Annotated in this window: 22 protein-coding genes; 6 read left to right on the top strand and 16 right to left on the bottom strand. The window is 41.8% G+C overall.

What is annotated here, in order from left to right; genetic code table 11:
• Position 1 precedes the first annotated feature (1 nt).
• Positions 2-1,312, top strand: coding sequence for a gluconate:H+ symporter (locus P2W73_RS01955; protein WP_276500294.1), 1,311 nt, complete (start codon positions 2-4; stop codon positions 1,310-1,312).
• A 304-nt stretch (positions 1,313-1,616) separates the two neighbouring features.
• Here P2W73_RS01955 and P2W73_RS01950 read toward each other — a convergent pair whose 3' ends face one another.
• Both P2W73_RS01950 and P2W73_RS01945 read right to left on the bottom strand, forming a co-directional pair.
• Positions 1,617-2,429, bottom strand: a complete 813-nt coding sequence (locus P2W73_RS01950) for a DUF8758 domain-containing protein (protein WP_276500293.1) — start codon at positions 2,427-2,429, stop codon at positions 1,617-1,619.
• A gap of 2 nt (positions 2,430-2,431) precedes the next feature.
• Entirely contained in the window at positions 2,432-3,316 is an 885-nt protein-coding gene (locus tag P2W73_RS01945; protein ID WP_276500292.1) for a DUF488 domain-containing protein, read from the bottom strand.
• A 613-nt stretch (positions 3,317-3,929) separates the two neighbouring features.
• On the opposite strand from P2W73_RS01945, the gene P2W73_RS01940 reads away from it, so the two are divergent.
• The gene (locus P2W73_RS01940) at positions 3,930-4,832 is read left to right on the top strand and encodes a prohibitin family protein (RefSeq protein ID WP_276500291.1); all 903 of its coding nucleotides are present in this window, start codon (positions 3,930-3,932) and stop codon (positions 4,830-4,832) included.
• A gap of 359 nt (positions 4,833-5,191) precedes the next feature.
• The gene (locus P2W73_RS01935) at positions 5,192-5,512 is read left to right on the top strand and encodes a hypothetical protein (protein ID WP_276500290.1); all 321 of its coding nucleotides are present in this window, start codon (positions 5,192-5,194) and stop codon (positions 5,510-5,512) included.
• Positions 5,513-5,636: 124 nt separating this feature from the next.
• Here the strand turns inward: P2W73_RS01935 and P2W73_RS01930 are convergent, their stop codons facing one another.
• Positions 5,637-6,908: an SMP-30/gluconolactonase/LRE family protein gene (locus P2W73_RS01930; RefSeq protein WP_276500289.1), complete on the bottom strand. Its 1,272-nt coding sequence runs from the start codon at positions 6,906-6,908 to the stop codon at positions 5,637-5,639.
• Positions 6,909-7,097: 189 nt separating this feature from the next.
• On the opposite strand from P2W73_RS01930, the gene P2W73_RS01925 reads away from it, so the two are divergent.
• Positions 7,098-7,583 carry a GNAT family N-acetyltransferase gene (locus P2W73_RS01925; RefSeq protein WP_276500288.1) on the top strand — a complete coding sequence of 162 codons (486 nt, stop codon included), beginning with the start codon at positions 7,098-7,100 and terminating at the stop codon, positions 7,581-7,583.
• Positions 7,584-8,118: 535 nt separating this feature from the next.
• Here the strand turns inward: P2W73_RS01925 and P2W73_RS01920 are convergent.
• The gene (locus tag P2W73_RS01920) at positions 8,119-9,138 is read right to left on the bottom strand and encodes a WD40/YVTN/BNR-like repeat-containing protein (protein ID WP_276500287.1); all 1,020 of its coding nucleotides are present in this window, start codon (positions 9,136-9,138) and stop codon (positions 8,119-8,121) included.
• Positions 9,139-9,317: 179 nt separating this feature from the next.
• On the opposite strand from P2W73_RS01920, the gene P2W73_RS01915 reads away from it, so the two are divergent.
• The gene (locus P2W73_RS01915) at positions 9,318-10,142 is read left to right on the top strand and encodes a helix-turn-helix domain-containing protein (RefSeq protein WP_276500286.1); all 825 of its coding nucleotides are present in this window, start codon (positions 9,318-9,320) and stop codon (positions 10,140-10,142) included.
• Positions 10,143-10,455: 313 nt separating this feature from the next.
• Here the strand turns inward: P2W73_RS01915 and P2W73_RS01910 are convergent, their stop codons facing one another.
• Positions 10,456-11,424: a CapA family protein gene (locus P2W73_RS01910; RefSeq protein WP_276500285.1), complete on the bottom strand. Its 969-nt coding sequence runs from the start codon at positions 11,422-11,424 to the stop codon at positions 10,456-10,458.
• Between the two features lie 328 nt (positions 11,425-11,752).
• On the opposite strand from P2W73_RS01910, the gene P2W73_RS01905 reads away from it, so the two are divergent.
• Complete coding sequence (locus tag P2W73_RS01905) at positions 11,753-12,208, top strand: cupin domain-containing protein (protein WP_276500284.1); 456 nt, start codon at positions 11,753-11,755, stop codon at positions 12,206-12,208.
• A 118-nt stretch (positions 12,209-12,326) separates the two neighbouring features.
• On the opposite strand, the gene P2W73_RS01900 is transcribed toward P2W73_RS01905, so the two are convergent.
• The 11 genes from P2W73_RS01900 to P2W73_RS01850 all read right to left on the bottom strand — a co-directional run bounded on the left by P2W73_RS01900 (position 12,327) and on the right by P2W73_RS01850 (position 25,038).
• Positions 12,327-13,034, bottom strand: a complete 708-nt coding sequence (locus tag P2W73_RS01900; RefSeq protein ID WP_276500283.1) for an NUDIX hydrolase — start codon at positions 13,032-13,034, stop codon at positions 12,327-12,329.
• A 37-nt stretch (positions 13,035-13,071) separates the two neighbouring features.
• A complete protein-coding gene (locus P2W73_RS01895; protein WP_276500282.1) occupies positions 13,072-13,716 on the bottom strand; it encodes an HAD family hydrolase in 645 nt (214 codons plus the stop codon).
• Positions 13,717-13,787: 71 nt separating this feature from the next.
• On the bottom strand, positions 13,788-15,152 hold the full coding sequence (locus P2W73_RS01890) for a sugar porter family MFS transporter (protein ID WP_276500281.1): 1,365 nt from the start codon (positions 15,150-15,152) through the stop codon (positions 13,788-13,790).
• A 284-nt stretch (positions 15,153-15,436) separates the two neighbouring features.
• A complete protein-coding gene (locus tag P2W73_RS01885) occupies positions 15,437-15,904 on the bottom strand; it encodes a carboxymuconolactone decarboxylase family protein (RefSeq protein ID WP_276500280.1) in 468 nt (155 codons plus the stop codon).
• Between the two features lie 57 nt (positions 15,905-15,961).
• Positions 15,962-16,798 carry a sigma-70 family RNA polymerase sigma factor gene (locus P2W73_RS01880; protein ID WP_276500279.1) on the bottom strand — a complete coding sequence of 279 codons (837 nt, stop codon included), beginning with the start codon at positions 16,796-16,798 and terminating at the stop codon, positions 15,962-15,964.
• A 235-nt stretch (positions 16,799-17,033) separates the two neighbouring features.
• A complete protein-coding gene (locus tag P2W73_RS01875; RefSeq protein ID WP_276500278.1) occupies positions 17,034-18,725 on the bottom strand; it encodes a sodium:solute symporter family transporter in 1,692 nt (563 codons plus the stop codon).
• A 54-nt stretch (positions 18,726-18,779) separates the two neighbouring features.
• Positions 18,780-20,279, bottom strand: a complete 1,500-nt coding sequence (araA, locus tag P2W73_RS01870; protein ID WP_276500277.1) for an L-arabinose isomerase — start codon at positions 20,277-20,279, stop codon at positions 18,780-18,782.
• A 46-nt stretch (positions 20,280-20,325) separates the two neighbouring features.
• Entirely contained in the window at positions 20,326-21,477 is a 1,152-nt protein-coding gene (locus tag P2W73_RS01865) for an aldose epimerase family protein (RefSeq protein WP_276500276.1), read from the bottom strand.
• Positions 21,478-21,502: 25 nt separating this feature from the next.
• Positions 21,503-22,201, bottom strand: coding sequence for an L-ribulose-5-phosphate 4-epimerase (locus tag P2W73_RS01860; RefSeq protein ID WP_276500275.1), 699 nt, complete (start codon positions 22,199-22,201; stop codon positions 21,503-21,505).
• On the bottom strand, positions 22,198-23,919 hold the full coding sequence (locus P2W73_RS01855; RefSeq protein ID WP_276500274.1) for a ribulokinase: 1,722 nt from the start codon (positions 23,917-23,919) through the stop codon (positions 22,198-22,200). Before P2W73_RS01855 ends, P2W73_RS01860 begins: the two co-directional genes overlap by 4 nt.
• A gap of 165 nt (positions 23,920-24,084) precedes the next feature.
• Positions 24,085-25,038, bottom strand: a complete 954-nt coding sequence (locus P2W73_RS01850) for a transketolase family protein (RefSeq protein WP_276500273.1) — start codon at positions 25,036-25,038, stop codon at positions 24,085-24,087.
• Positions 25,039-25,059 lie beyond the last annotated feature (21 nt).

The following is a 25,059-nucleotide window of genomic DNA, read 5'->3' as shown; positions in this document are numbered from 1 at the left end:
AATGACCTTTTTAATAATCTTGTTTGCCATCGCTCTGCAGGTGTTTCTAACTGTCAAAAAGGTCAGCCCTTTCCTGTCATTGCTGATAGTGGCCATCATAGCGGGTTTATTGCTGGGGATGCAACCTGCCGCCCTGCTTAAATCAATAGAGCAAGGCGTGGGCAGCACACTCGGTGGCCTGGCACTTATTATTTGTCTCGGGGCTATATTGGGAAAAATATTAGAAGAAGGCGGCGCTGCTGAAAAAATTTCGGCTACACTCATCAAGAGCTTTGGAGAAAAAAACATTCAATGGGCCGTACTGCTGACAGGCTTTTTGATCGGTATTCCATTGTATTACAATGCAGGATTTGTCATACTCGTGCCGCTGGTATTTTCCATTGCAAGAAAAACAGGTTTGCCACTATTATACATCGCCATACCAATGGCAGCGGCCCTATCCACTACGCATTGTTTTCTGCCGCCGCATCCCGGACCCGTGGTGCTTGTCAATGCCTTTAAAGCGGATATGGGAAAAACATTGATCTATGGATTAATCATTACGATCCCGGTTGTGATATTGGCGGGCCCGGTATTGGGACGACTGTTGAAGGGAGTCAACGTAGATGTCAGGAGTATTTTCTCAAAAAATGATACAACGGCTAAGGACCTACCACCTGCCCTGCCAAGTTTTTTAATTGCGCTGTTACCGGTCATACTGATCACACTGGCTGTAATCGGCAATGCTTTTTTACCGGAAGGAAATTTATTGAGAAAAATAGTATCGTTTATTGGCGACTCTACCATCGCCTTGTTAATCGCTGTATTACTCGCAAGCTGGCAATTTGGTTTAAGGGCCGGCAAACCTATCGACACCACGATGAAGTGGCTGGGTGATGCCATAGCAGGTATTGCCATGATCCTGTTGATCATTACAGCAGGCGGTGTTTTCAAACAGGTATTAACTGATAGCGGCACGGGGCAATATATTGCTTCATTCAGCAGTCAATGGAAAATGCCACCATTATTATTTGCCTGGATCATCACGGCCCTGTTGCGGGTGACAATAGGATCGGCTACGGTGGCGGGCATTACGGCTGCAGGTGTGGTAGCACCATTGGTTGTGTCAGGATCAGCTTCACCAGAATTGATGGTGCTGGCAGTAGGTACCGGGAGTGTCTTTGGCTCACATGTCAACGATACCGGCTTTTGGATGTTTAAAGAGTTTTTTAAACTTTCACTGCCACAAACATTTCTATCCTGGACATTGATGGAAACAACCATTTCTGTTTTGGGATTAGCCGGGGTGTTGATCCTTGATGCGTTTGTTTAAGTAAAACCGCAGCTGACAAAGCCCTTGCCGGTTGTATATCGAATACAAAACCATATTACCTCGGTTACTTTCAGGGACATCTCCGACCGCAGCAGTTGGCTCGATAATTTCCCGGTGCGGGAAAGAGGATTATCCTTTGTTGTTTGATAGGGGGCTTAAACCGAAGAAGGCTTATTGGGAGGTGGTGAGGTTTTAGGGCAGGAGATTAAGGAATTTGAACTATGCTTTTCGATTCAGAAGGGCAATCTTTTTATGAGCCAACTAAAACATATACAGTGGCGGAATGTCTGACTTGGTGCGTCGGCTAAAATAGTCGTGGTTGAATTTCTTTCTTCGGATGAAATGTCCCAATGATGATAAAAGGATTAGGTGCAACATTGTGGTATTGCTGTGTTGTACCTAAAAAGAAATGCAGGTCTTTTGTTTTAGAAAAATCTTCAAAATACTTTTTACGAACATCAGCAATAGCTTTTGCTTCATCGCCTTCATGCCGGGAAAGACAGTTCCAATAAAGCTGTCCGGTTTCCCAATCCTCAATCATCAATTGACTTTTCCTTCCCTGATTGTCTGTAAATACAAAAGAGAATTTATACGGCAGCTTTTTCACCACTTCAAATTTTCCTTCTGTATTTGTTTCAAACAAATTTAGTTGGCTAAGTTTCGCCAGTTTATCCTTGTCCCACTCTTTGTCAGTAGGTTCTGCTATAAAATCTAAGATTTGCGTTGGCTTAAAAACTGCAAGCGAAGTACTAATGTTTTTGTTTTTTGCTTCTGCAATTAATTCAGAAAGGTTATAATAAATCTTACCAAGGCAAATCTTTTTCCGCTCCTCCCAATTTCGTTCTGTGTCAATGTGTCCAACGATGCTTATTTCGCTGTCATGTGAATATGGACGATAACTTTCCAGTCTGAAGTCACTATCATTTTTTACCAAATCAAGTTCAATCCAGTCATATTTTTTATACTGCTCATGATATGGTCTTTTCCTGAATGGAACTGGATAAATTCTTATCCAGGTACCATCTTCACGAAAACCAGCCGTACAAACCAGTTCATCATATTTAGCTGAAAGTGTCGGGTATGTTTTTACAGTGATTAAAACTTTTGTCAATGCCATTGTCAAATGTGTTTTACTTCATAAGAAAAACCTGGCAAGTTTTCAATGGCTTCCGCTAAATGCTTGCGGTGGCATTGACAAATATTGGCTTCAAAGCAAGTCAACGCAATACGCTTATACTTCTTCAGTAAGTTTAAAATTTCGGTTTGGGCTTTGCCCGTGGTTGTTAAATTCTTTTTACGATACGCCTCAAATAACTTGTCGTAATCTGTTTGTGTGTTTAACTCTTGCCTTTGTTCCGATTGTATTCCTACTTCCGGGAAATGGATATATTCAATGCCAAGGCTTGCACAATATTTCTTTAGCTGGCCTTTGCTAAATCCATATTTCATGCTCATTGGATTATTCCGCACATCTACCAAAATCTTTACATCGTTTTTGAGAAGACGAACTAAATATTCTTCAAGAGATATTCCTTCATAACCAATGGTGAATAATACAGTACCTGTGTTTTGCGGATTTGTCCTCTTAACTTTCTCAAATTCTTCCGCATTCAACATCTTCTCTGCCACCTCACTTTTGATAGCATAAAAGGGATAGTTCAAATAAGTGTGCTTCATCAAAGCATTTGCACTCATTCTGCCATAAAGTGTTTTTGTTTCAGTCAAAACTTTTTTGTCTTCAGGCTTTAGTAATTTCAGGTAATCGGTTTTGTCTGCTTTAGAAAAGTTTTCCTTTGTTTCGCTCAATATGCCTTTTCTCACCATTGCAGTCATATCGGCATTTGCGGAATAAGAGTAGCAGCCAAATCGGTAAGGAACAAAATCATACTCTGCTTTTGCCTGCCGTTGTGCGAAAAGGAAAAGAAGCTTTTGTAAGCGAATTTTTTCCAACTGCCCGTCAAACAGTTGCAGCAATGCCAGTATTATTTTTCTTCTGTAAAACATGTTGCAAATTTAGTATTTTATGCTCTGGCCAGAAACGATATTACTGTAATTAGTTTCGGTTCCTACTCCTTACATATAAAACTGCTTTAATCTGGCGAGGACTTCCTCTGCATTGGCTCGTGTCAGTAAGTTAGGCAGCCCGGCTGCATGTCCCACGTAACCGAACATGATAAAACGCATGATGCACTGTGACACGCATCACGGTTCATTCACAACCGTAGTACTTTTCTCGCAGCATTCACTCTTTTCACATGGCTTCCGTAATTCATTGCCCATTTTATCACGGCGTTCATTTACTTCATCCCCCCTGTGGTTCGTGTCCATAAATAAGAGCCCGGTTGACAGCCTCACAATCAAACAAAATCCTCTGCCCTGGCTCCTGTCCGTAAAGCAAGGCAGCCTGTTTGCTTGTCACCCTGGGAAACTCTTTTCATTATATTATCACAGAACAGCTTTCCTTTCAGTACTTTCACATTACAGCCAAATGGCATTTGTAACGGGCATCGGTGACCAGAGCAGTTGTGTTACCGTTTTAGTAAAAAAAAACCGGGAGCAGGCGGGTCGTAATTTCAGATCATAACTATCAGATTTATTCATCTTAAATGATTTTGATATGGCGGTTTTTATTGTTGGTATTCTTGTTTTGATTGCCGGCTTTATTGTAAAAAGAAGCCCGGAATTATTCCGTTATTCAAAAATCTTACAGATAGCCGGGGTTGTAATAATGATAACCGCGGTATTGATAAAAAGTATCGTACAGATTGAAGCGGGCCAGATTGGTGTGAAAGTATTGTTCGGTAAAGTACAAAACGAAGTACTGGGCAGCGGGCTGCACTTTATTAATCCTTTTATAGAAATAAGAAGCCTGGATGTAAAAACACAGAACTATACCATGAGTGGTATGACTGATGAAGGGCAAAAAAAGGATGATGACGCTATCCGTGTGCTGACAGCAGATGGATTGGAAGTAACTATTGATCTGACCGTTTTATATAAACTGCTTCCATCAGAAGCGCCGAAACTGGTTCGTGAAACGGGGGTTGATTATACCGACAAAATTGTTCGTCCGCTTACCAGAACCAAGATCCGTGACAATGCCGTTTATTACGATGCCGTTTCTCTATATTCTACCAAAAGAGATGAATTTCAGTCGCGCATTTTCAAAAGCATTGATGAAGATTTTAAAATAAGAGGATTGATACTAGAGCAATTATTGGTAAGAAATATCACCTTACCCCAATCCGTAAAAGCAACGATAGAGCAAAAGATCAATGCGGAGCAGGACGCACAAAAAATGGAGTTTGTTCTACAGAAAGAAAAACAAGAAGCCGAACGCAAAAGAGTAGAAGCGCAGGGTATTGCTGACTACCAGCGCATCATCAACATAGGGCTGACGAATCAGCAGTTGCAGTATGAACAGATAAAAGCGTATTTGGAACTGGCAAAATCTCAAAACGCCAAGGTCATCATTATGGGTAAAGGCGACGCCCCTGTAATACTTGATACAAAAAACTAGTAGCCCGCACCTTGTATCGTTGTTGAATTTCTCCAAAATAGAATAAAACCTGGCCTTTCATTTTTACTGATGTTGGTGAATGAAGATCCCATAGTCATTAACTTAAGGCCTTATTATTTTCCGCCGTGGCCCGTGTCCGTAAAGCAAGGCAGCCTGATTGCGTGTCACCACGCAATCAATCAAACAAACAGACAACAATGGAATCCTACCAGGGTTCAGAAAACTTTGTAGTTTAAACTCTACAATGCCTCCCATCCTTTTATTACATCAAAAGCATAGCTCGTTCTATTGGCTTCAGCCCCTGAGTGGTTTTACCTTCAGGTAGTCATTATAATTCATCAATCCTTAAAGCCTTTACAATGAAAAAGCCAAACACCAACCACCCCGGTCAACACAATTCATCATCTTTTGCTGTTACTGCCTCGCTTTGTGATTTTGCCCCGTTGCAAAAGCTTGTGGAAAGATTAGCTTTTCGTCCAGCCGATAACAATCGTTTAGAAGAAAGCCAGCCGGGTTGGGCGCCGTTTCGTATTTCGTCTATTGAAGTATTGACAGGTGGCCGGCTTCACCTCGCCAACGAAAAGGAAACTGTTGATTTCACATTTACCAGCAATTTTATGTTTACCTGCATATCGCACAATGATAGTTACAAGCTAACCTGGGTCAATTCGCTTTCATAAGCTATGCTTTGCATTCTTCAACTTTATCACTTTTCTCATATTTCTTCCCGACGAGGTCTCCTCCAGTGTAAACTAACTAACTTTCGGAGTCTTCGGCGAGGAACTCGTCGCTCTTAAAGCGGTGTTACTCCACCTTCAGTTTCAGAATAACCGGCTTCACTAACTTTTCAGGATTTGTGAGACTGCCATCTGGCTGCAGGCTCCGTAGCTGGGCGTTGGCGATATAGTGAAACTCTTCGTTTACCAGTGTTCCTGTTGTAGGAATAATAAAATCCTTACGAAAAGTTTGCAGTGTCTCCGTCTTAGTGATAGTGTTCTTTTTTAAATCATAATAAAACCTGACTACTCTGTCATCCTGATTTCCGGAATCCTGTATACCAATCAACGATCCTTTGTAATAATAAAGACCATCAATTCCGTTCAGATAGGTCTGCCCCCGGTGACTAAGTGGTGATCGTTTTCCTGTTACAAGGTCAATTATGTGTAGTCCGGTAAAATCAGCAACAAAAATGACCTTTTTTTCTTCATCAGTTGCAATGCCATTCGGGTAAACAAAGCCGGCAGCATATTCCGTCAATGTATCACTTCCCTGAAGGATTCGCCAGACTTTCCCTCCCTTGCTGTCTGTAAAATAAATATCGCCTCTTTCGGTTATGACGAGATCATTGAATAAATGCGGCCCCTTTTTATTATCCGCTACAAATTTTTGGATCAGTTTTCCTGAGGGTATTTCAAATCTGAATATGCCGGAATACCCGGTCAATTCATCTTTTTCTGAGGCACTGCATATCCATAAACTTTTGAAGTCAGGACTCACTTTCATTCCGAGTGCCATCCAGAAGCCGGACTGTTTACCAGTCACAAAATCGGAGCAGTTGCCATTACCTGAACACCGGATCACTTTGTGCCTGGCCAGGCTACCAACAAAAAATGTTTGATGCAAACTATCAAATGCGATCCCTTCTGGTATTAACAGGGAATCATTGATCACAAATGAAACCGTACTCATGTTGACGACAGTACGGTTTTTCATGAAAGCCTCTGTATATTCAGCAAAACGCTTATCGCCATACAGCCGCGAAAACCCTTTATTTTCTTCCACCTTGTAAGGCAGGCCCCGCCTGGCCAGAAGACCAAGCAGATCCAGGCTTTTGGGGAGCTGATCAGTCTGACAATAACACTCTGCCAGCTTGTATTGAATACCCGGATGATCGGTGTACTTTGCCAGCGGCGCTCCAAGCTGAACACACTGTTCATATTTTTTTTCATTATACGCTGCAATGAACTGCTGATAATTACTGATGATATCCTGTGCCTGTAATTTAAATGCAGGTGCCACGGAAAGAACAAATAGCAGGAAGAATTGCTGTATCGGTAACGAAGGAATATGTCTCATTGCATGAACATACCTATTTATGGCGGGGATTGGGCATAAATTATGTTCAGCGGAACATAGGCTGTATGTTCGATTTCAAAGTAGCAACTCCGGCTTTAAGAATGTGATACATCCCGTATTCTTCAATCTGATACATCTTCTGCCAGTATACTTAGGGTATTTTGCGTTACCGTTTTGCTATTTTAAAACATGATTGAAATAACTACATACAGGGATAAATATTTATCCCGCATTATCGAACTCATACTGACCATTCAGCAAAAAGAATTCAATATACCCGTAACCCTGGAAGCACAGCCTGATCTTCAGCAAATCCCGGAAATATATCAAACCGGGAAAGGAAATTTCTGGGTCGCCTTGCACGATGATCAGCCCATCGGTACGATAGGCCTGATAGATATCGGCGACAATACAGGCGTAATAAGAAAAATGTTTGTGCAGGCAGAGTACAGGGGAAAAGTTTATAAAGTAGCTTACCAGCTTCTGCAGGCTTTGATGGAATGGGCAACGCAGTACGAAATGAAAAACCTGTTTCTCGGAACAGTTGAACAACTGCAGGCATCACACCGCTTCTATGAAAAAAATGGTTTTACCCGGATTCCCATGCAGGAATTGCCAAAACAATTTCCACTGATGAAAGTGGATACAATCTTTTATAAACACGCAATCAATTAAATCATTATTGTCCGGCTAATAAATTAGTCGCCAGGGCTAAGCCCTTACTGAGAGTTTCATTAACTCCAGCCTAAGGCTGAAGTTAAACTCAAAACCTTATCCAAAGGGCTTTAGCCCTGGTTAGCCGGACAATGCGGTGGCGAAAGCATTCGGGATTGCTTTCAATAGAAATAAAATTAAACCATAGACTACTTCTCCTACGCTTATATACATAGGACTCCTTGTTGGGCGCATGGCTAATATGAACTACTTTTTTTTGAAGTAGCTTTAACTTTATATGTTATCGACTTTAATGAATATGAATATTCTATAAAAAAATCATTTATTTCATTTTGCTATCATTGCAACAGTTTGATCTATTGTTCTATTAATAATCATACTGATCAGGTCAGTATCATTTTGGTCTTTTGCTTTTATTTAATTTTTCCCTGTTTGTTCTACATCGGGGTTAATAAACCAACAAACTTTGGTCCTTCTAGCCATATCTGCCACTTTAGATAATTTTAAACAACGGATGAAAGTTAACCTGAGTTTTTCAACATCCACCCTTGCTGGGTATGGCATAGATCACGTTGCCTGAAACAAATAAATTGAAGCCCTTATCTTCTACAGAAGGAAGTAATAATTTCCATGTTTTTCCCTTGTCTGATGATCTGAAAATGCCGTCAGGATGAGTACAAAAGAAGTTTTCACCAACCTGGATAATTGAAGTCTGGAAGGCTTGCACACGAGGGCGATCATTCCAGGTCCGCCATATTGAATCAATAAAAACTTTGTCGCTGGCATCAATGGGCTGCCAGGTTTTACCTGCGTCGTAGGATGTCATTAAACTCCTGGTACCCTTCTCTGAACCAGCAGTGATAGCAGCGAACCCACCATTGATCGGTTTTATATCGAAAGCCACACTGCCCTCAGTTGTCACCACCGCCCAGTTTTCGCCATCATCGGTGGATCTTATTATCCTTCTCATACTGGTCGCCAGCAGTACGCCATCCGACTCTGCCAAATGCCCTACCAGGCCTCCGGCATGGACATGTTTCCAGGTATTTCCACTGTTAGTAGTTTTAAAAAAGCCTCTGTCGGTGCCGATGAAAATTGCACCTCCTGCAGTCTCAAAAACGGTGCGTATCCGTGGCTCGTGAAAATTTTCGAATATCGGCGACCATACACTCGTTCCGTCTGATTTTTTCAAATTTATACCCCAGTAATTGTTGGTAACTATCCCGGACGCAATGCTGCGATGTTGGTCAGGGAAAATCTCTTTGGTCCAAAAAGGAGCTGTGGCATTTGGTGTACTGTGATAGAGTCCGTTTCCAACCCTTAAAAACAGCCCTTTATCATTTGCAAAGAAGCTATTTCCCCGGATACTATCTTTCTGCAAATTTTCTGGCAGCCCTTTGCTGATGTCCTGCCAGGTTTGTCCGCCATCAGTAGATTTAAAAACGATATTTGCAACCCCCGACTTATTTTTATTTAGTTTTTGCTGACTATCCGTGATCGGAAATACAAAGGGGTATAAAAAAAGGAGCAAAAACGCAAGGCTAAAGATTTTCATGACTATACTTTATTTGGTGAAACAATAAAGTAAATATATTGGGCGTCAACTATCCTGGAGCTTTTTAATAGTAAAGAAGTGTAAATGAGACGTAAAACATTTGTAAAACCACCGAAAACTGAGGTTTAATAGATTATTTTGCACACATGAAGCCATTTATTCTGTTCGGATCTTCAATCATGATAATTGCTATTTTGATTTCTGCTGTTGCATTTATCAATAAAAAGAATGAAATCCCGGAGAAGCATGTAGAAGTTGTATTACGTGATTTAGGACACCAGCTTTTGCTTACAGCTAAAGATTCTTCATCCCGGGTGATGCCGGTTAAGAAATTAAATGAAAATACATATCAGATCTCCTTTCAAAATGACTTTGGCTTTATTTCAGATTCACTCATCAATTTAGTTCAACGAACATTTCAAAAAAATGCACCGGCAACCGGTTATATAGTGAATTTGAGGAATTGTAAACAAAATGAAACTGTGTTTGCATTCGAAATAAATGGCCAGGCAGGCGATTTAACACCATGCAGAGGCCGTAAGCTGGAGGTTGGTTGTTATGTTATTGAAATTGAACTTTTGAAGAAAAACAAGTTTAATTTCTTTTGGTTGTTGCTGTTGATTATTCCTTTGAGTTTGCTGGTTTTTTATATGAAAGATAAGTTTCGGAAAAAAGAAGAGAAAGAATCAATCGTCGATAATAGTGATTACATACAATTAGGAAACTTTAGATTTTATACAGGCAATAATGTTCTTAAAAATGAGAAGGAAAGTATTACGCTTTCGGAAAAAGAAACAAAAGCACTAAAAATATTTGCAGAAAATATAAATCAAATCGTGGAAAGGGAAAAGCTGATGAAAGAAATTTGGGAAGATGAAGGTATCGTTGTAATCAGTAGAAATGTTGATGTATTGGTGTCTAAATTACGTAAGAAATTAAGCGACGATAACTCCTTTAAATTTATTAACGTACATGGCAGGGGTTACAAATTTATTATTGAGTAGATACCAATTAAAATCAGGTAAAGTGTAAAACAAATTAGATGGTGTAATTAATACGTTGTCCATTTTTATGAGTTGCCTGATTTAGATTACACGATTTCGTTTCAACCTATTTCAGGACGTTAGACGCTCATAGCTTGCAGCCAATGCATAAATTTATGTTATAACAGGCAAGAAAACAAGAAACTTGATCTGACACGGCCACTGAAAACTAACGTCTTAATGTTATACATTTTAGACTGTCGTTAAAACAATTCAATCGGGCTTCGGATTTTTTCAGCACCCTAACGATGAATTATTCTCATTCACGTTGCCTCTATTCTATTTTTACTTCACCGTTATTGCTAATAACGGTTCCAAACGGCGAGGAAAGTTGCTGCACCCGCTTCATGCTCCACTCATAATTTTCTTTTTCTGCCAGGTTTACCTGGTAATTGCTTATCAGCACGGGAATCAGCTCCAGGTTTTCAATACCCCCGCTGCTTATTTCTACTTTGTAAAAAAATGAGTGGTCGTTTTTCAATACCGGGTGCACAACGTAATCATCAACAAAATCTCCTGTATCATACAATATCAGTTTGTTTTTATAAACTTCTATTGCCTGGAAAATATGGGCGCTGTGCCCGTGAATAATATCGGCCCCATGTTCAATCATTTCATGTGCAAAGGCAACAAATGGTTTGGATGGCGCTTCCCTCATATTCGGTCCCCAGTGAAGGCTTACAATCACTATATCCACCCGCTTTCCCAGTTTCTCTATGGCTTCAAGTGCTCTTTGCCTGTGCGTTTCGTTTGATACGTTTATATAATTGGTACCGCTCTTGCCAGTGCCTGCTTCCCATCCCGATTCATTATCCGTAAAACCCAGCACTCCTATCCTGAATTTCTTTTTCTCCAGTATTACGGGCTTCGCGGCTTCGTCGCTATTCATGCCGGCGCCTGCATACAGGATGCCTGCTTTTTTCAGCGTCTGTATGGTTTCTATCATCCCTTCTTCCGAGTAATCGAGAATATGATTATTGGCGAGGTTAGCAATAGTGATGTGTGCCTCAGTGAGTGATTTTACTTTATCAGGAGCGGCTTTAAAATTAAAGACCTTTGGTACTTTCTTGTTGCTTGTAGTTAAGGTGGTTTCCAGGTTGATGATGTTCACATCGGTGCTGCGCATTACAGGCAATACATCACCCCATACATACAAATAACCCTCACGGGAAATGACAGGGTCCACCGTTCTGCCGATCATCACATCTCCTGTAAATCCTATAACCACTTTTTCTTTTTCCATCCTGAAGTTTATAAAATGTAACGCCAAAATCAATAAAAGGATGTAAATGGCAGGACGATTTCGGAGCAAACTTGAATTATTGATAACTATCCGAAACATACTTCACTTAAGTTACGCATATAAATTGTGTTGCCTCCTTCCTTGCCAGATAGTGTCTTAGTTTGAAAATTTCACGCAAAGTTGCAAAGATTATAAGCCGCAAAGCGTCGAGTAATTTTTTTTCGACTTTGCTCCATTTTCGACATTGCGTGAAAAAACAAAGACTCAACCTGAGACACTACCAAAACAACCGCAATCGTCTGTTATCTTTACCTTTTAATAAAACTTAATGATAACACAAATACTGCCGATCATTCGCCGCTCAGAAAAAACAAAAACCGTCACCGGGAAAAGCGAGTACCTTTTTCATTTTACATCACATCCCGTGCAGGAGGACATCTGTTATTTTGAGGGCTACTATAAAGATGCCGGTCTTAAAGCCGGTCTGCATATTCATAAAACCATCACCGAAATATTCACTGTGCTGGAAGGAGAATTTACTTTTCACCTGCCGCAGGATTCTGAAGTGCTTCGTCCCGGTGATACGTTCATCGCTTCTCCGTTTCAGCCACATGGTTTCAGCAGCAACCTTCCCAATAGCAGGATGCAGATACTTTCCATTGGCTTCAAAAACCGGGAAAACTTTTTTATTGAATTATCAAAAATTGCAAATGGCGAAATAAAGCCGGATCAAAATGAACTGGAAGCATTTTTCAACCGCTATGATCAATACACCGTCAAATGACGGTAAGCTTTTTTGAACCATCAAGCCACAAAGACCAGTGATACACAAAGATTAATTGCTTCGTGATCCTTCGTGCCTCCGTGCCTTTGTGGTTCAACTATTCTATTGCTCCGGATTTTTATTTGAAAATATCTTTTGTTGGTAAAAGGCTCATAAATGCCTGCAGGCTGTTCGAATACTTTCTTTTGTCCAGCTTATAATAAAAAGCTCCTTTTTTGGAAGTATGTTTTTCTTTGTCTTTTTGCCGGATCAATATGCCGGTGGAGGCCAGCTTCCGTACAAAATTTCTTTTATCAAACTCTTTTTCATACACCGCCTTGTAAAGCGTCAGTAAATTGGGGATTGTAAATTTCTTTGACAGCAATTCAAATAAAATAGGATGCAAAGCAGCTTTGTACTTTAACCGCTGGTGTGCTACATCCACCATTTCAGCATGATCGAATATGAGATGGGGCAGTTCTTTTAAATAAAACCATTCGGGCTTATAATTGTCGCTTAATTGTTTTTCGTACTGATGAATGTCAATTAAAGCAAAGTAGACGATCGATATTGTCCTTTCCACCGGGTCCCGTTTCGGATCACCGAAAGCATGCAGTTGTTCCATATACACACCTTCCAATCCTGTCAGTTGTTTCAATACCCGTGAAGCCGCAGCATTAAGGCCCTCATTCTTTTGAACAAATCCACCCATCAGGCTCCATTTGCCTTTCTCCGGTTCAAACCCGCGGTGAATGAGTAATAATTTTATATCCTGTCCATCAAATCCGAAGATGACACAGTCAACAGAGACAAGCGAAGGTGTTTCGTTATATTTTCTTAAAGGCATGGCGTGCAAAATTGAAGTTAGATCTTCTCTATCTTTCTCAATTCAGCATATCGATCAATCCTTTTTCATACGAACTTATGAACTTAATAATGTTAGCGCCATTAAAATCCCCGGGCTCATGCATGGTGGTAATAGCCACGCATTTCATGCCTGCATGCAGTGCTGCTTCGGCTCCTTTGGGTGAATCTTCAAATACAAGACATTCTTCGGGCAGGACCCCTAACTGCCCGGCGCCTTTTAAAAAAGTTTCCGGGTCAGGTTTGCTGTTGATGACATCATCAGCAGTAATAATTGAGTCAAAATAATGATGCAGTTGTAATCCGTCCAGCACAAAATCTACATTAAACCGTATAGCCGCTGTACCGATTCCCATTTTTATACCGGTTTCTTTATTCTCCTGCAAAAATTCATCCAGACCCGCTATGAGTTTTAAATGAGGCCGGAAGGTTTGCTGGTATTTTTTTTCCTTTTCCATGCTCATCTTCTCCATTTCCTGGTCAGAAAACCGGCCAGGAAAAATTCTTTCGAGCAACTCCTGGTTTTTGCCATAACACTGCAGCTTTGTTTCTTCGATACTGAGCCGGGCGCCCAGGTCATTCAATAGGTTGTACCATGCGTTGATATGATATTCCATATCATTAATCATCGTTCCATTCAGGTCGAATAAAATTGCTTTGAACATATTCCGGCAAAATTAAGTGCCGACAGCAGGTTTACCAACCAAACCTCACACCCGTTTGTTTGCGAAAGATCTTACTTGATCCCCAGTTCTTTTTGTATCTGTTCAAGCGATTTCCCTTTTGTTTCAGGCATCACCCGCCAGATAAAAATAAAAGACAGCAGCATCATCAGGCTATAAAAGATAAACGAATAAAAACCGCCCTTGGGACTTCCTTCCACGATGATGGGAAATATCCATGAGATAGCGGCAGCCATGATCCAATGCGTAAAGCTTCCCAACGATCCGCCCTGGGAGCGAATGGAATTTGGGAAAATCTCGGAAATAAAAACCCAGATAACAGCACCTTGCGAAAAGGCAAAAAAGGCAATAAAGCCAATCAGGTAAACAATGACAGCATTACCACCACCGCCGGGGCTATTGAAGGCTACAGCCGTCAATGCAAGAAAAACGATCATGCCCGCGGCCCCGATCAATAACAATTTCTTCCTGCCAAACTTATCGATCACGGTCATAGCCAGCAGTGTGAAAAACAAATTGGCAGCACCGATGTATACGGATTGCTGAAAAGCATTGGCCTGGTCAAATCCGGCCATTTCAAAAATGCGTGGGGCATAATAAATAATGGCATTGATGCCGGACAACTGGTTGAACATAGCCAACAGCACGGCATAAAAAATCGGTTTGTTGAATTTTCCATTGAATAAACTTTCTTTGATCCCCTGTTTTGATAATTCATGTTCTTCTTTTATCAATCCTACGGCATCGGGTTCGCCTGTTCTTTCAAAAATCTTTTTGGCTTCTTCGTCCCTGCCATTCAATACCAGCCATCTTGGGCTTTCAGGAATAGTTCTTACCAGCAAGGCGAACAAAGCCGCCGGTATCACCATGATACCCAGCATCCACCGCCAGGCATCATCACCGATATCCCGCAGTAAAAAGTTAGTAAGGAATGCAATGAGAATACCCAATACGATATTGACCTGGAAAGAACCGGCTAGCCGTCCACGAATGTTTGCCGGGGCTATTTCAGAAATATACATTGGCCCTACCACTGAAGAAGCACCTACTGCAATACCCCCCATGAAACGAAAAAAGATAAACAAGGCCCACACGGGTGTAAGACCACAACCAATAGCAGAAAGAAGATAGAGTATGGCGATGGCCGTCAACACTTTTTTTCTTCCATACTTCTGTGCAGGAATACCGGCAATCAGCGAACCGATTACAGTACCGATCAAACTGGAAGCAACTGTAAACCCCAACCAACCCGAACTCAACGACCAAAGCTGTTGAATCGTTTTTTCAGCACCCGAGATAACCGCTGTTTCAAAACCGAATAAAAAACCACCCAGCGCTGCGATTAGCGAAACCCTTATCGGGTACCCATATCCTTTTAATGATGTATTGGCGGAAGCAATGTTAGTTTGTACCTGCATGTTTGGCTATTTAAAGCCAAAAGTTAGCGCATTTGTTTTTAAATTCTATTTTGACTTAGCATCTACCTAAAAAATTCAAATAAAAGAGGCTGTCAAAAGTATTTTCTCGCAAAGGCAAAGAAAGCAAACCTGCCTGACGGTAGGCTGGGAATGCGACGATTTGAAAACTATTGATTCGTCGTTGCGCCGCTTTTCGCTTAGCCTTCGCTGCCTGCCTACCGCAGGTAGGCGTGAAATTTTAAGCTTTGTTGACAGCCTCTTTCAATATTACCTGTCGGATGATCTTAATTAGCCGCAACGGCTTGTCTTGGCTGGTAATTGCCCGGCACTGTACCGAATGACCTGGTTAAGCGGTTCCAGGAATTGATTTGTGCAACGGCAAGGGTAAGGTTAGCAATCTCCTCTTTGGTGAAATGTTTTTCCAGTTCATCATGAATATCATCACTATGCTGCTCTTCGGGCAGTCTTGTTAAAACTTCTGCAAATGCCAATGCCGCCTGTTCTTTCAACGAATAATAAGGTGTTTCCCGCCATGCTGACACAGATACTAAACGAAGTGGCGTCTCGCCGGCGGCGACGCCTTCTTTAAAATGCATATCCAAACAATAAGCACAGCTATTAATTTGTGATACCCGCATCCGGACAAGCTCCAATAATTTAAAATCCAGGCCAGAGTTGTCTATATAATGTTGTACCTGCAACATCGATTGCATCAATCCATTGGGCAAATCCCTGTGAGAAATTCTTTCCATGATTAAAAAATTTTGATTTGTATAAAAACAAACGAGGGCAACAAAACGTGACAGGTTTCAGGAAATATTTTCCAGCTCCTTCAGTTTGTCCGGGTTTCGCATGAAGTATATTTTATCTATATGCCCGTTTGTTATGGAAAACACCTGGCAATTGACAAGCTTATCGTTGTCATAATAAAAAAGTGCCGGCTGGTGATTGATCCATTTTTGTTCGAGCCGGATATCGTGATAAAACTTTTTCGTAATGCCCATTAACAGGGCCACTACAGATCCCCTTCCCTTGACAGGTTTCATAAATGCGGAAACCTTACCACCACCATCGGAAACAACCGTTATTTCATCTGTTAGCAAACGTTCCAGCCCCTGCATATCACCGGCATGAATTACATGCATATATTTATTCAAATAATCCAGTGAAACAGTTCTTTCTTCGCTTGGTTGTGCCTGTTGCAGCAGTGCTTTAGACCGACTCAATAATTTCCTGGAATTTTCAACGGTTATATCCAGCACTTCCGCTATTTCTTCATGATCGTAATTAAACCCTTCTTTCAAAATAAAGACGGCTCTTTGCTTCGGATTTAGCTTTTCCAGCAGCACCATTAATGAGTACGATAGAATTTCCTTCCTGTTAAGGTTGGTATCAGCATAGTCTGTCGCTACAGGTTCGGGCAGCCACTGACCGGGATATTCAGCTACCAGTTTGCGTTGACGTTTTTTTTGGTTGATAGAAAGATTAATAACTGTTCGGATAAGATAGGCCCTCTCATTCTCAATTTTACTGGAATCAATTTCTATAAATTTCAGAAAGGCGTCCTGCACCACATCCCTGGCCTCATCTACTGAACCAAGGATGTTATAAGCATAAGTAGTAAGCAAAGGACGCAGCGATTCCATACAAACAGTAATAATACCGACGAGACATAAAAGTAATACTATTGAAAATACATCATGTCTGTCGGCATTATACCAATAGTTTATGAGATGAGATTAATTTCCAAATGGTATAACAATGTTACAGCAATATGGATTAAAAAATGCAAAATAAAAAAAGTGCAAAAAGCATAATGGCTATTATACTTTTTGCACTTCCGGATTAAAGTCCAAATTGCGGCAATCTACATGCCTTATTTTACCAGAACCTGATATAAAGGGCAGCCAATACCAACAATGTCACCACGATCATTACGATATGTGCAGGACTTACTTTAAACATTTCCTTATCCAATATGAAAGCGTGAGGGTTAACCTTTGGTCCGCGGAGACTAATCGCAATCATGGTCAATACGGTAAAAAAGAATGACCAGCCCATGTTAATGAGGAACGGTATTCTCCAAACCTCTTTACCCCCTTCAACTGTTTTATAGGCCGTATACAACCATGTTTCGTGTCCCAACACAGTAGGCGCATAGTTGTTGAAGAAAATAGCCAGCACGAGGCCAAGTACAACGCCGACAACGGCAGCTGTGCCTGTTGTTCTTTTCCAAAACATACCTAAGATAAACATGGCAAATACACCCGGGCTGATAAAGCCGGTATATTTTTGAATGAACGTGAAACCACCTTCACCGCCAATTCCCAGCAGGTCTTCCCAGGTAAATATTAAAGCAATGATCATCGCTACCCATACGGTTACTCTTCCGGTCCAAACCTGCTTCCTTTCATCGGCACCCTTGCTGATATATTTTTTATGAATATCGAGGGTGTAAATAGTAGAGATACTGTTGAGCTTGCCTGCCAGTGATGCCACAATAGCTGCGGTTAAGGCCGCAATCGACAAACCTTTTAATCCACTTGGAAGAAACGCAAGGATTGATGAATAGGCGGAATCTTTTGAACCGTTGAAATTTTCCAGGTGATTGCCGTTGTGTAACACATAGGCTGCAATACCTGGCAACATTACGATCACCGGCATCAGTAATTTTAAAAAGCCGGCAAAGAGAATACCGGTACGGGCCGTTTTCAGATCAGCACCCAACGCTCTTTGCGTGATGTACTGATTACATCCCCAATAGTTGAGGTTAACGATCCATTGCCCTGCAAAATACATCGCAATACCCGGCAACACGAGATAACGGTCAATTTGTATTTGAGGCGCATCCTGTGCAGGCTTATTAAAGATCATATGAAAATGATCCGGGGCTTCCTTTAATAATACATTAAAACCGGCCAGGGCATCTTTACCAAAACCAAATCTTTCACTCACAATGGTCAACGCCAAATAAGTTGTGGCTAATCCACCAATGATCAACACGGCTACTTGTATCACATCGGTGTAACCGATCACTTTCATCCCGCCCAATGTGATGATCAATGCAAACAGCGCCAGCACGATCATGATGGTATGCAAATGACCACCGCCGAGTAGTCCATCAATGGCTACGGCACCCAGGTACAGAATGGATGTAAGGTTCACAAATACATACAGGAATAACCAAAACACGGTCATGATCATGGCCACTGTGCCATTATACCGCTGCTTAAGAAACTGCGGCATGGTGAAGATCTTATTCTTCAGGTATACCGGCATGAACCAAACGGCGATAATGATTAAGGCAACGGCGGCGATCCACTCATAGGCCGCCACGGCTATACCGGCAAAAAAACCTTCGCCACTCATACCAATAAACTGCTCGGCAGAGATATTAGAAGCGATGAGTGAAGCACCAATAGCCCACCATGTCAATGAGCCTTCGGCTAAGAAAAAGTCGTGTGTATCAGTAACCGCTTTTTTCTTTTTGCGATAGATCCAGTAACCATAGCCTGCTACTATAAAAAAGTAAATAACAAAAACGGAGATGTCCGCTACTGAAAGATTCTTCATACGTATTGATCGTTATGTTTTGATGATTGTGGGAGATTAAAAATTTAGTTTGTATTAACCATTAACCTTGTAATATACTTCACTCCATTTTAATTCGTTCTTAAACCTGTTCAAATCGGTTTTTTTATCGATCAACACACATTCGATCTTTGCCATGGCTGCAAAATCCTGTAAGTATTCAGCAGTCAGGTTTTGACTATAACAAGTATGATGAGCACCACCCGCATAGATCCAGGCAGCTAAACCATCAAGCATATCGGGATGTGGTTTCCACAATACTCTTGCCACGGGTAGCTTGGGAAGATCGTACTTGGGCGAAACAGCCGTCACATCATTTACCAATAAACGGAAACGATTACCCATATCAATAATAGAAGCATTCAACGCTGCACCACCGGCTACGTTGAAAACAAGTCGTACAGGATCGGCTTTGCCGCCAATGCCTAATGGATGTATTTCGCAGGAAGGTTTTCCTTCTGCAATGCTTTCACAGATCTCCAGCATGTGTGAGCCGAGTACCATATTATTATTTGGCTCGAAGTGATAGGTATAATCTTCCATGAAAGAATTGCCACCGGGCAAACCAGTGCCCATCACTTTCATCGCTCTTACCAATGCCGATGTTTTCCAGTCACCTTCACCACCAAATCCATAACCTTCGCCCATCAATCGCTGGGAAGCAATACCCGGCAACTGTACCATGCCATGCAGGTCTTCAAATGTATCGGTAAAACCTTTGTAATTGCCGGCCACTAAAAAGTTGCGCAAACCGATCTCAATCTTTGCAGCCTCCCGTATAGATGTATGCTTCTCTCCTGCTTTGCGTAATGAGGCAACAACATTATACCTTTCTTCATATTCCTTCACTAATTGATCGATCTCTGCATCCGACGTTTCATTGATCACTTTGACAAGGTCACCAACACCATGCGTATTGACGGAATAGCCAAACTTTAACTCTGCTTCAACTTTGTCGCCATCGGTAACGGCAACATAACGCATATTATCACCAAAACGGACAAACTTAGCTCCCTGCCAATCATGCCATGCAGCAGCAGCACGGCTCCAAACGCTGATATCATGTGCCACTTTCTCATTCTGCCAATGTCCCACCACTACTTTTCTTTCTAACCGCATTCTCGTCATAATGAATCCAAATTCCCTGTCACCATGTGCTGATTGGTTCAGGTTCATAAAATCCATGTCAATTTCTTTCCAGGGAATATCACGGTTGAATTGCGTATGTAAATGCAATAAAGGTTTTTGTAAAATTTTTAACCCGGTGATCCACATTTTAGCTGGCGAGAATGTGTGCATCCAGGTGATAATGCCAATACAATTCTTTGCATTGTTTGCTTCTGCACACAAGGCATAAACTTCTTCAGTCGATTTAACAGTTGGTTTGAAAACAACGGTGACGGGAATCACTTCCGTATTATCCAGTGACGAGGCAATTTCCTGTGAGTGTTGCGCCACCTGCTTTAATGTTTCTTCACCATATAAATGCTGGCTGCCCGTAACAAACCAAACCTCGAGTGATTGTAAACTTTTCATTAGTTATTTATTCTATTTAAAATGATGTATTGTTCGTTGGGAACGATTACCGGGTTGAAAACTTATAGACCGTTGTTTGACGGTATGTTTCTCCCGGTTTTAATATTGTTGTAGGAAATGAAGGCTGATTGGGACTGTCAGGAAAATGTTGTGTTTCCAAACAAAGAGCAGCATGCTTCACGTATTTCGCACCGCCTTTCGTATTGGTTAATGTGCCGTCTAAAAAATTACCGGAATAAAACTGCAAACCTGGTTCTGTGGTCCACACTTCCATCAGGCGGCCACTGCCGGCATGATAAAGTGTTGCTACTTTTTCTAACTCGTTTCCTTTTTTGTTCAGCACCCAGTTATGGTCATAGCCGCCGCTTACTTGCTGAATATCTTTACCAATTACTTTCTCTGTATTAAAATCCATCGGGCCAGCTTTTACTTCTGGCAATTTGCCTGTAGGAATTAATTTATCATTTACTTCAGTAAACTTATCTGCACTAATCATCAACTGGTGATCCAGTATGGTTGAATCTTTACCGGCTGATAAATTGTAATAAGCATGATTGGTAAGATTAACCGGTGTTGCTTTATCTGTAGTAGCCGTATAATCGATTTTCAGTGCATTGTCTGATGTCAGCGTGTACACAACTTTTACGGAAAGATTGCCGGGATATCCCTCTTCGCCGTCTTTGCTGGTGTAGTTCAATTGTAAGCTGCTGTCTCCTGGTAGTTTTTCCGCCTGCCAAACAACTTTATCAAAACCCTTATTTCCGCCATGCAGGGAGTTGCCATTATTATTACCAGCTAACGTGTATTGCTTGCCATCCAATGTAAATTTTCCATCTGCAATACGATTGCCATAACGGCCGATCAAAGAACCAAAATAGGGGTTGCCTTTTTGCAAGTACCCGCTCAGGGAATCAAAACCTAATATTACATCTCCCTTGTTTCCTTCTTTATCCGGTGTGATTATATCGGTAAGCGTTCCCCCGTAATTAAGTATGCTAACCTGCATACCGGCCGGATTGGTAAGGGTGTATTTAGTGATAGCTTCGCCTTCGTATGAACCAAAGGCAGTTTCCTGGCTGCTGAATTGCATGGAGTCTTTTGTTTGCTGTTCCTCTTCCTTTTTGGTTTGGCTTTCGTTATTACAAGCTGCCAAAAATAGGACGAATAGGGCTGACAATAACTGGATTTGTTTTTTCATATAGCTTTTTTATTTGCTGAGAAATTTATTGGCCGTAGTAAGAATCGGGTCCGTGTTTACGTTCAAAATGCTTATTGATCAGGGCTTCTTTCAGGCGTGGTGCGGAGGGATTGATCTGCTCTGTGAGTAAAGCCATATGCGCCACCTGTTCCAATACGGCACTATTATAGACAGCTTTATCAGCCGTTTTTCCCCAGGTAAATGGTGCATGGTTACCTACCAGTATCATTTCCACCTCTTCGTAACTCAGGCCCTTTTCCTTAAAACAATTCATGATCTGGAAACCGGTCTCATATTCATAATTTCCGTTGATCACGTCATCGCTCATCGGTGGTGCACAGGGAATGTCAACCGTATTATGATCTGCATGCGTGGTTCCAAAAATGGGTATATCCCGTTGCGATTGGGCCCATGCTGTGGCATAGGTAGAATGTGTGTGTACGATGCCACCGATCTTTTCCCAATGCTTATATAAAACGGCATGGGTTTTTGTATCCGATGATGGACGCAATGATCCCTCCACCGTGTTGCCATCAAAATCTACGATCACCATTTTTTCCGGTGATAACTCTTCGTATGGAACACCACTGGGCTTGATGGCAAAAACACCAAGACTCCTATCTGCGGCGCTAACATTGCCAAACGTAAATAAAACAAGACCTAATTTGGGCAATTGCATATTTGCTGCAAATGCTTCCTGCTGTATATGACTGTATCGACTCATGATGTTTGTAATTCTACTGCTGATTTTTCAGCGTTGGACATTTTATTTACCTGTTGTTCCATAAAATAGCCCAGCTCTTTATAATGCTCGTATCTTTTTTGATATACTGCTGCCTTCTGCTCATCGGGATAATATTCTGTATCGAAACCGGGGCCCATGGCATTCATCGCATCTTCTACTTTGCTATAAATACCAGCGGCTGTTGCAGCGAACATAGCGGCACCCAGCGCACAGGTTTGTTCGGAGCGATGTATACGAATCGGCATATTGATGACATCGGCCATCATCTGCATAATGAAGGGAGATTTCTTTGCTACACCACCCAAACCAATCAGTCCTTTTACCGGCACTCCTTGTTCAACAAAACGTTCGACAATGGCCTTAGCACCGAAACAGGTAGCTTCAACGATTGACCGGAAAACTTTTACCGCATCACTTCCTAAATCGAGACCGGTAATTGAACCGGTGAGTAACTGGTTGGCATCGGGTGTACGGCGGCCATTGAACCAATCAACTGCCAGCTCATGATATTCATCCAGCGGTAACAAGGCAGCCTGCCTGCTTAACTCGGGGATGATTTTATCAGCAGTTTCTTCTATCAACTGCTTCGCCGTATCAGCATTGACCACCGATGATTTGGAAAGAATCTGATGCAAAGGCCAGGTCAGTAATTTTTTAAACCATGCATAGCAGTCACCAAAAGCTGACTGGCCGGCTTCCATTCCCAACATGCCCGGGATAATCGAACCGGGCACCTGGCCACAAATTCCTTTTATCAATTTATCTCCCACTTCTTCCTCCGGGGCCACCAACATATCACAGGTAGAGGTACCCATTACCTTACTTAAATGATAGGGTTCGATCTGGCCGCCCACTGCTCCCATGTGGGCATCAAAAGCTCCAACGCCTATTACTACATCTTCCGGCAATCCCAGTCTTGCAGCCCACTCTTTACTGATGATTCCCGCCTGTTGATCGGATGTATACGTTTCTTTAAAAAGCCTTGCTGTAAAACCTCTCAATAATGGATCGAGAGAACTAAAGAAGTCATCCGGTGGAAGACCACCCCATTCTGCTGCCCATAGTATTTTATGACCTGCCGAACAAACTCCTCTTTTCATTTGGTGCACATCATTTCCGCCGGTCAATAAAAACGGGATCCAGTCGCAATGTTCAACGAAAGAATAAATGGATTGACGAACCTGCTCATCTTCTCTCAAAACATGTAACAGCTTTGCCCAAAACCATTCCGAAGAATAAATACCACCTACAAATTGCAGGTAGTTGGTATCAAACTTTTCAGCATGTGCGTTGATCTCCGCGGCTTCGCTTACACCCGTATGATCTTTCCACAATACGAACATCGCATTGGGATTATTTTCAAAACCCGGCAACAAAGCCAGCGGCGTTCCTGCTTTGTCAACTGCTACAGGCGTAGAACCAGTCGTGTCAACTGCAATTGCTTTTACATTGGCAGCTACCGATGGGCCAGCCAGTAATAAACAGCGCCTGATAGTATCTTGCAAACCCTCCACATAATCCAGTGGGTGTTGACGAAACTGGTTTTCTCCCGCATCACAATACAATTGGTCTCTCCATCGGGGATAATAGAAAACCGCAGAAGCAATTTCATTTCCGTTTGACGCATCAGCGATAATGGTTCGCACCGAATCAGAACCATAATCCACCCCAATTACATAAACATCAGAAGCAATCATAAAAATATTTTTAAAAATTTCTTAGAATCTGTTTGAAAATGAGAAATCAGAACACGGACAAAACAAATGAAACGGATTATCACAGATAACATCTGTGTAAATCTTTCCAACCCATGTCATAAGCGTACGATGTTATGAAGTTTAAACAGTTTCATTTGAATAAATTTACTTTCTGCCCATCACTTTGCGAACTGCATTTACAATGCTGTTTGCATTCAATCCATATTTCTCCATCAATTGTGAAGGCGTGCCGCTTTCACCGAAAGAATTATTTACACCAACCATCTCCACCGGTGTGGGGAGCTGCCTGCTTAGCACCTGGCATACCGCATCGCCCAGCCCGCCATTCAACTGGTGTTCTTCAGCCGTTACCGCACATCTTGTTTTTGATACGGATTGTAAAATTGAATATTCATCAAGTGGTTTAATAGTATGAAGGTTGATGATCTCCGCATCAATGCCTTCCTGCTCCAGTATTTCCCCGGCAAGTATGGCTTCCCACACCAAATGACCCGTGGCAAAAATGCTCACATCCTTTCCTTCATTTACCATCCATGCTTTTCCGATTTCAAATTTTTGATCAGCTTCTGTAAAAACGGGAACAACTGGTCTTCCGAAACGCAGGTAAGCCGGCCCATCATAATTGGCAATAGCGATGGTCGCCGCTTTTGTCTGGTTATAATCACAGGGATTGATAACCGTCATTTCAGGCATGGCCCGCATCATGGCAAGGTCTTCGAGTATCTGGTGCGTGGCGCCATCTTCACCCAATGTTAAGCCTGCATGGGATACGCAGATTTTTACATTGGTATGGGAGTACGCCACACTTTGCCTGATCTGGTCGTAAACCCTTCCTGAACCAAAATTGGCAAACGTAGTTGCAAAAGGAATATAGCCGCCGATAGCCAGGCCCGCCGCTACGCCAATCATATTTGCTTCGGCAATGCCGCATTGAATAAAGCGTTGCGGATTGTCTTTTATAAACGCATCTAATTTTAAAGAAGCCACCAGGTCGGCGCATAAGGCAATAACATCGGGATTTGTTTTTCCCAATTCTGCCATGCCTGCTCCGAAACCAGAACGTGTATCTTTCTTTTCAGTAAATGTGTATTTTTTCATTAGTTATTCCAAAAGTGTGAA

The organism is Terrimonas pollutisoli (genome assembly GCF_029360765.1).
Taxonomy (GTDB): domain Bacteria; phylum Bacteroidota; class Bacteroidia; order Chitinophagales; family Chitinophagaceae; genus Terrimonas_B; species Terrimonas_B pollutisoli.
Note: the sequence above shows the minus strand (reverse complement) of the source record. Positions and strands in the feature narration are given on the sequence as shown.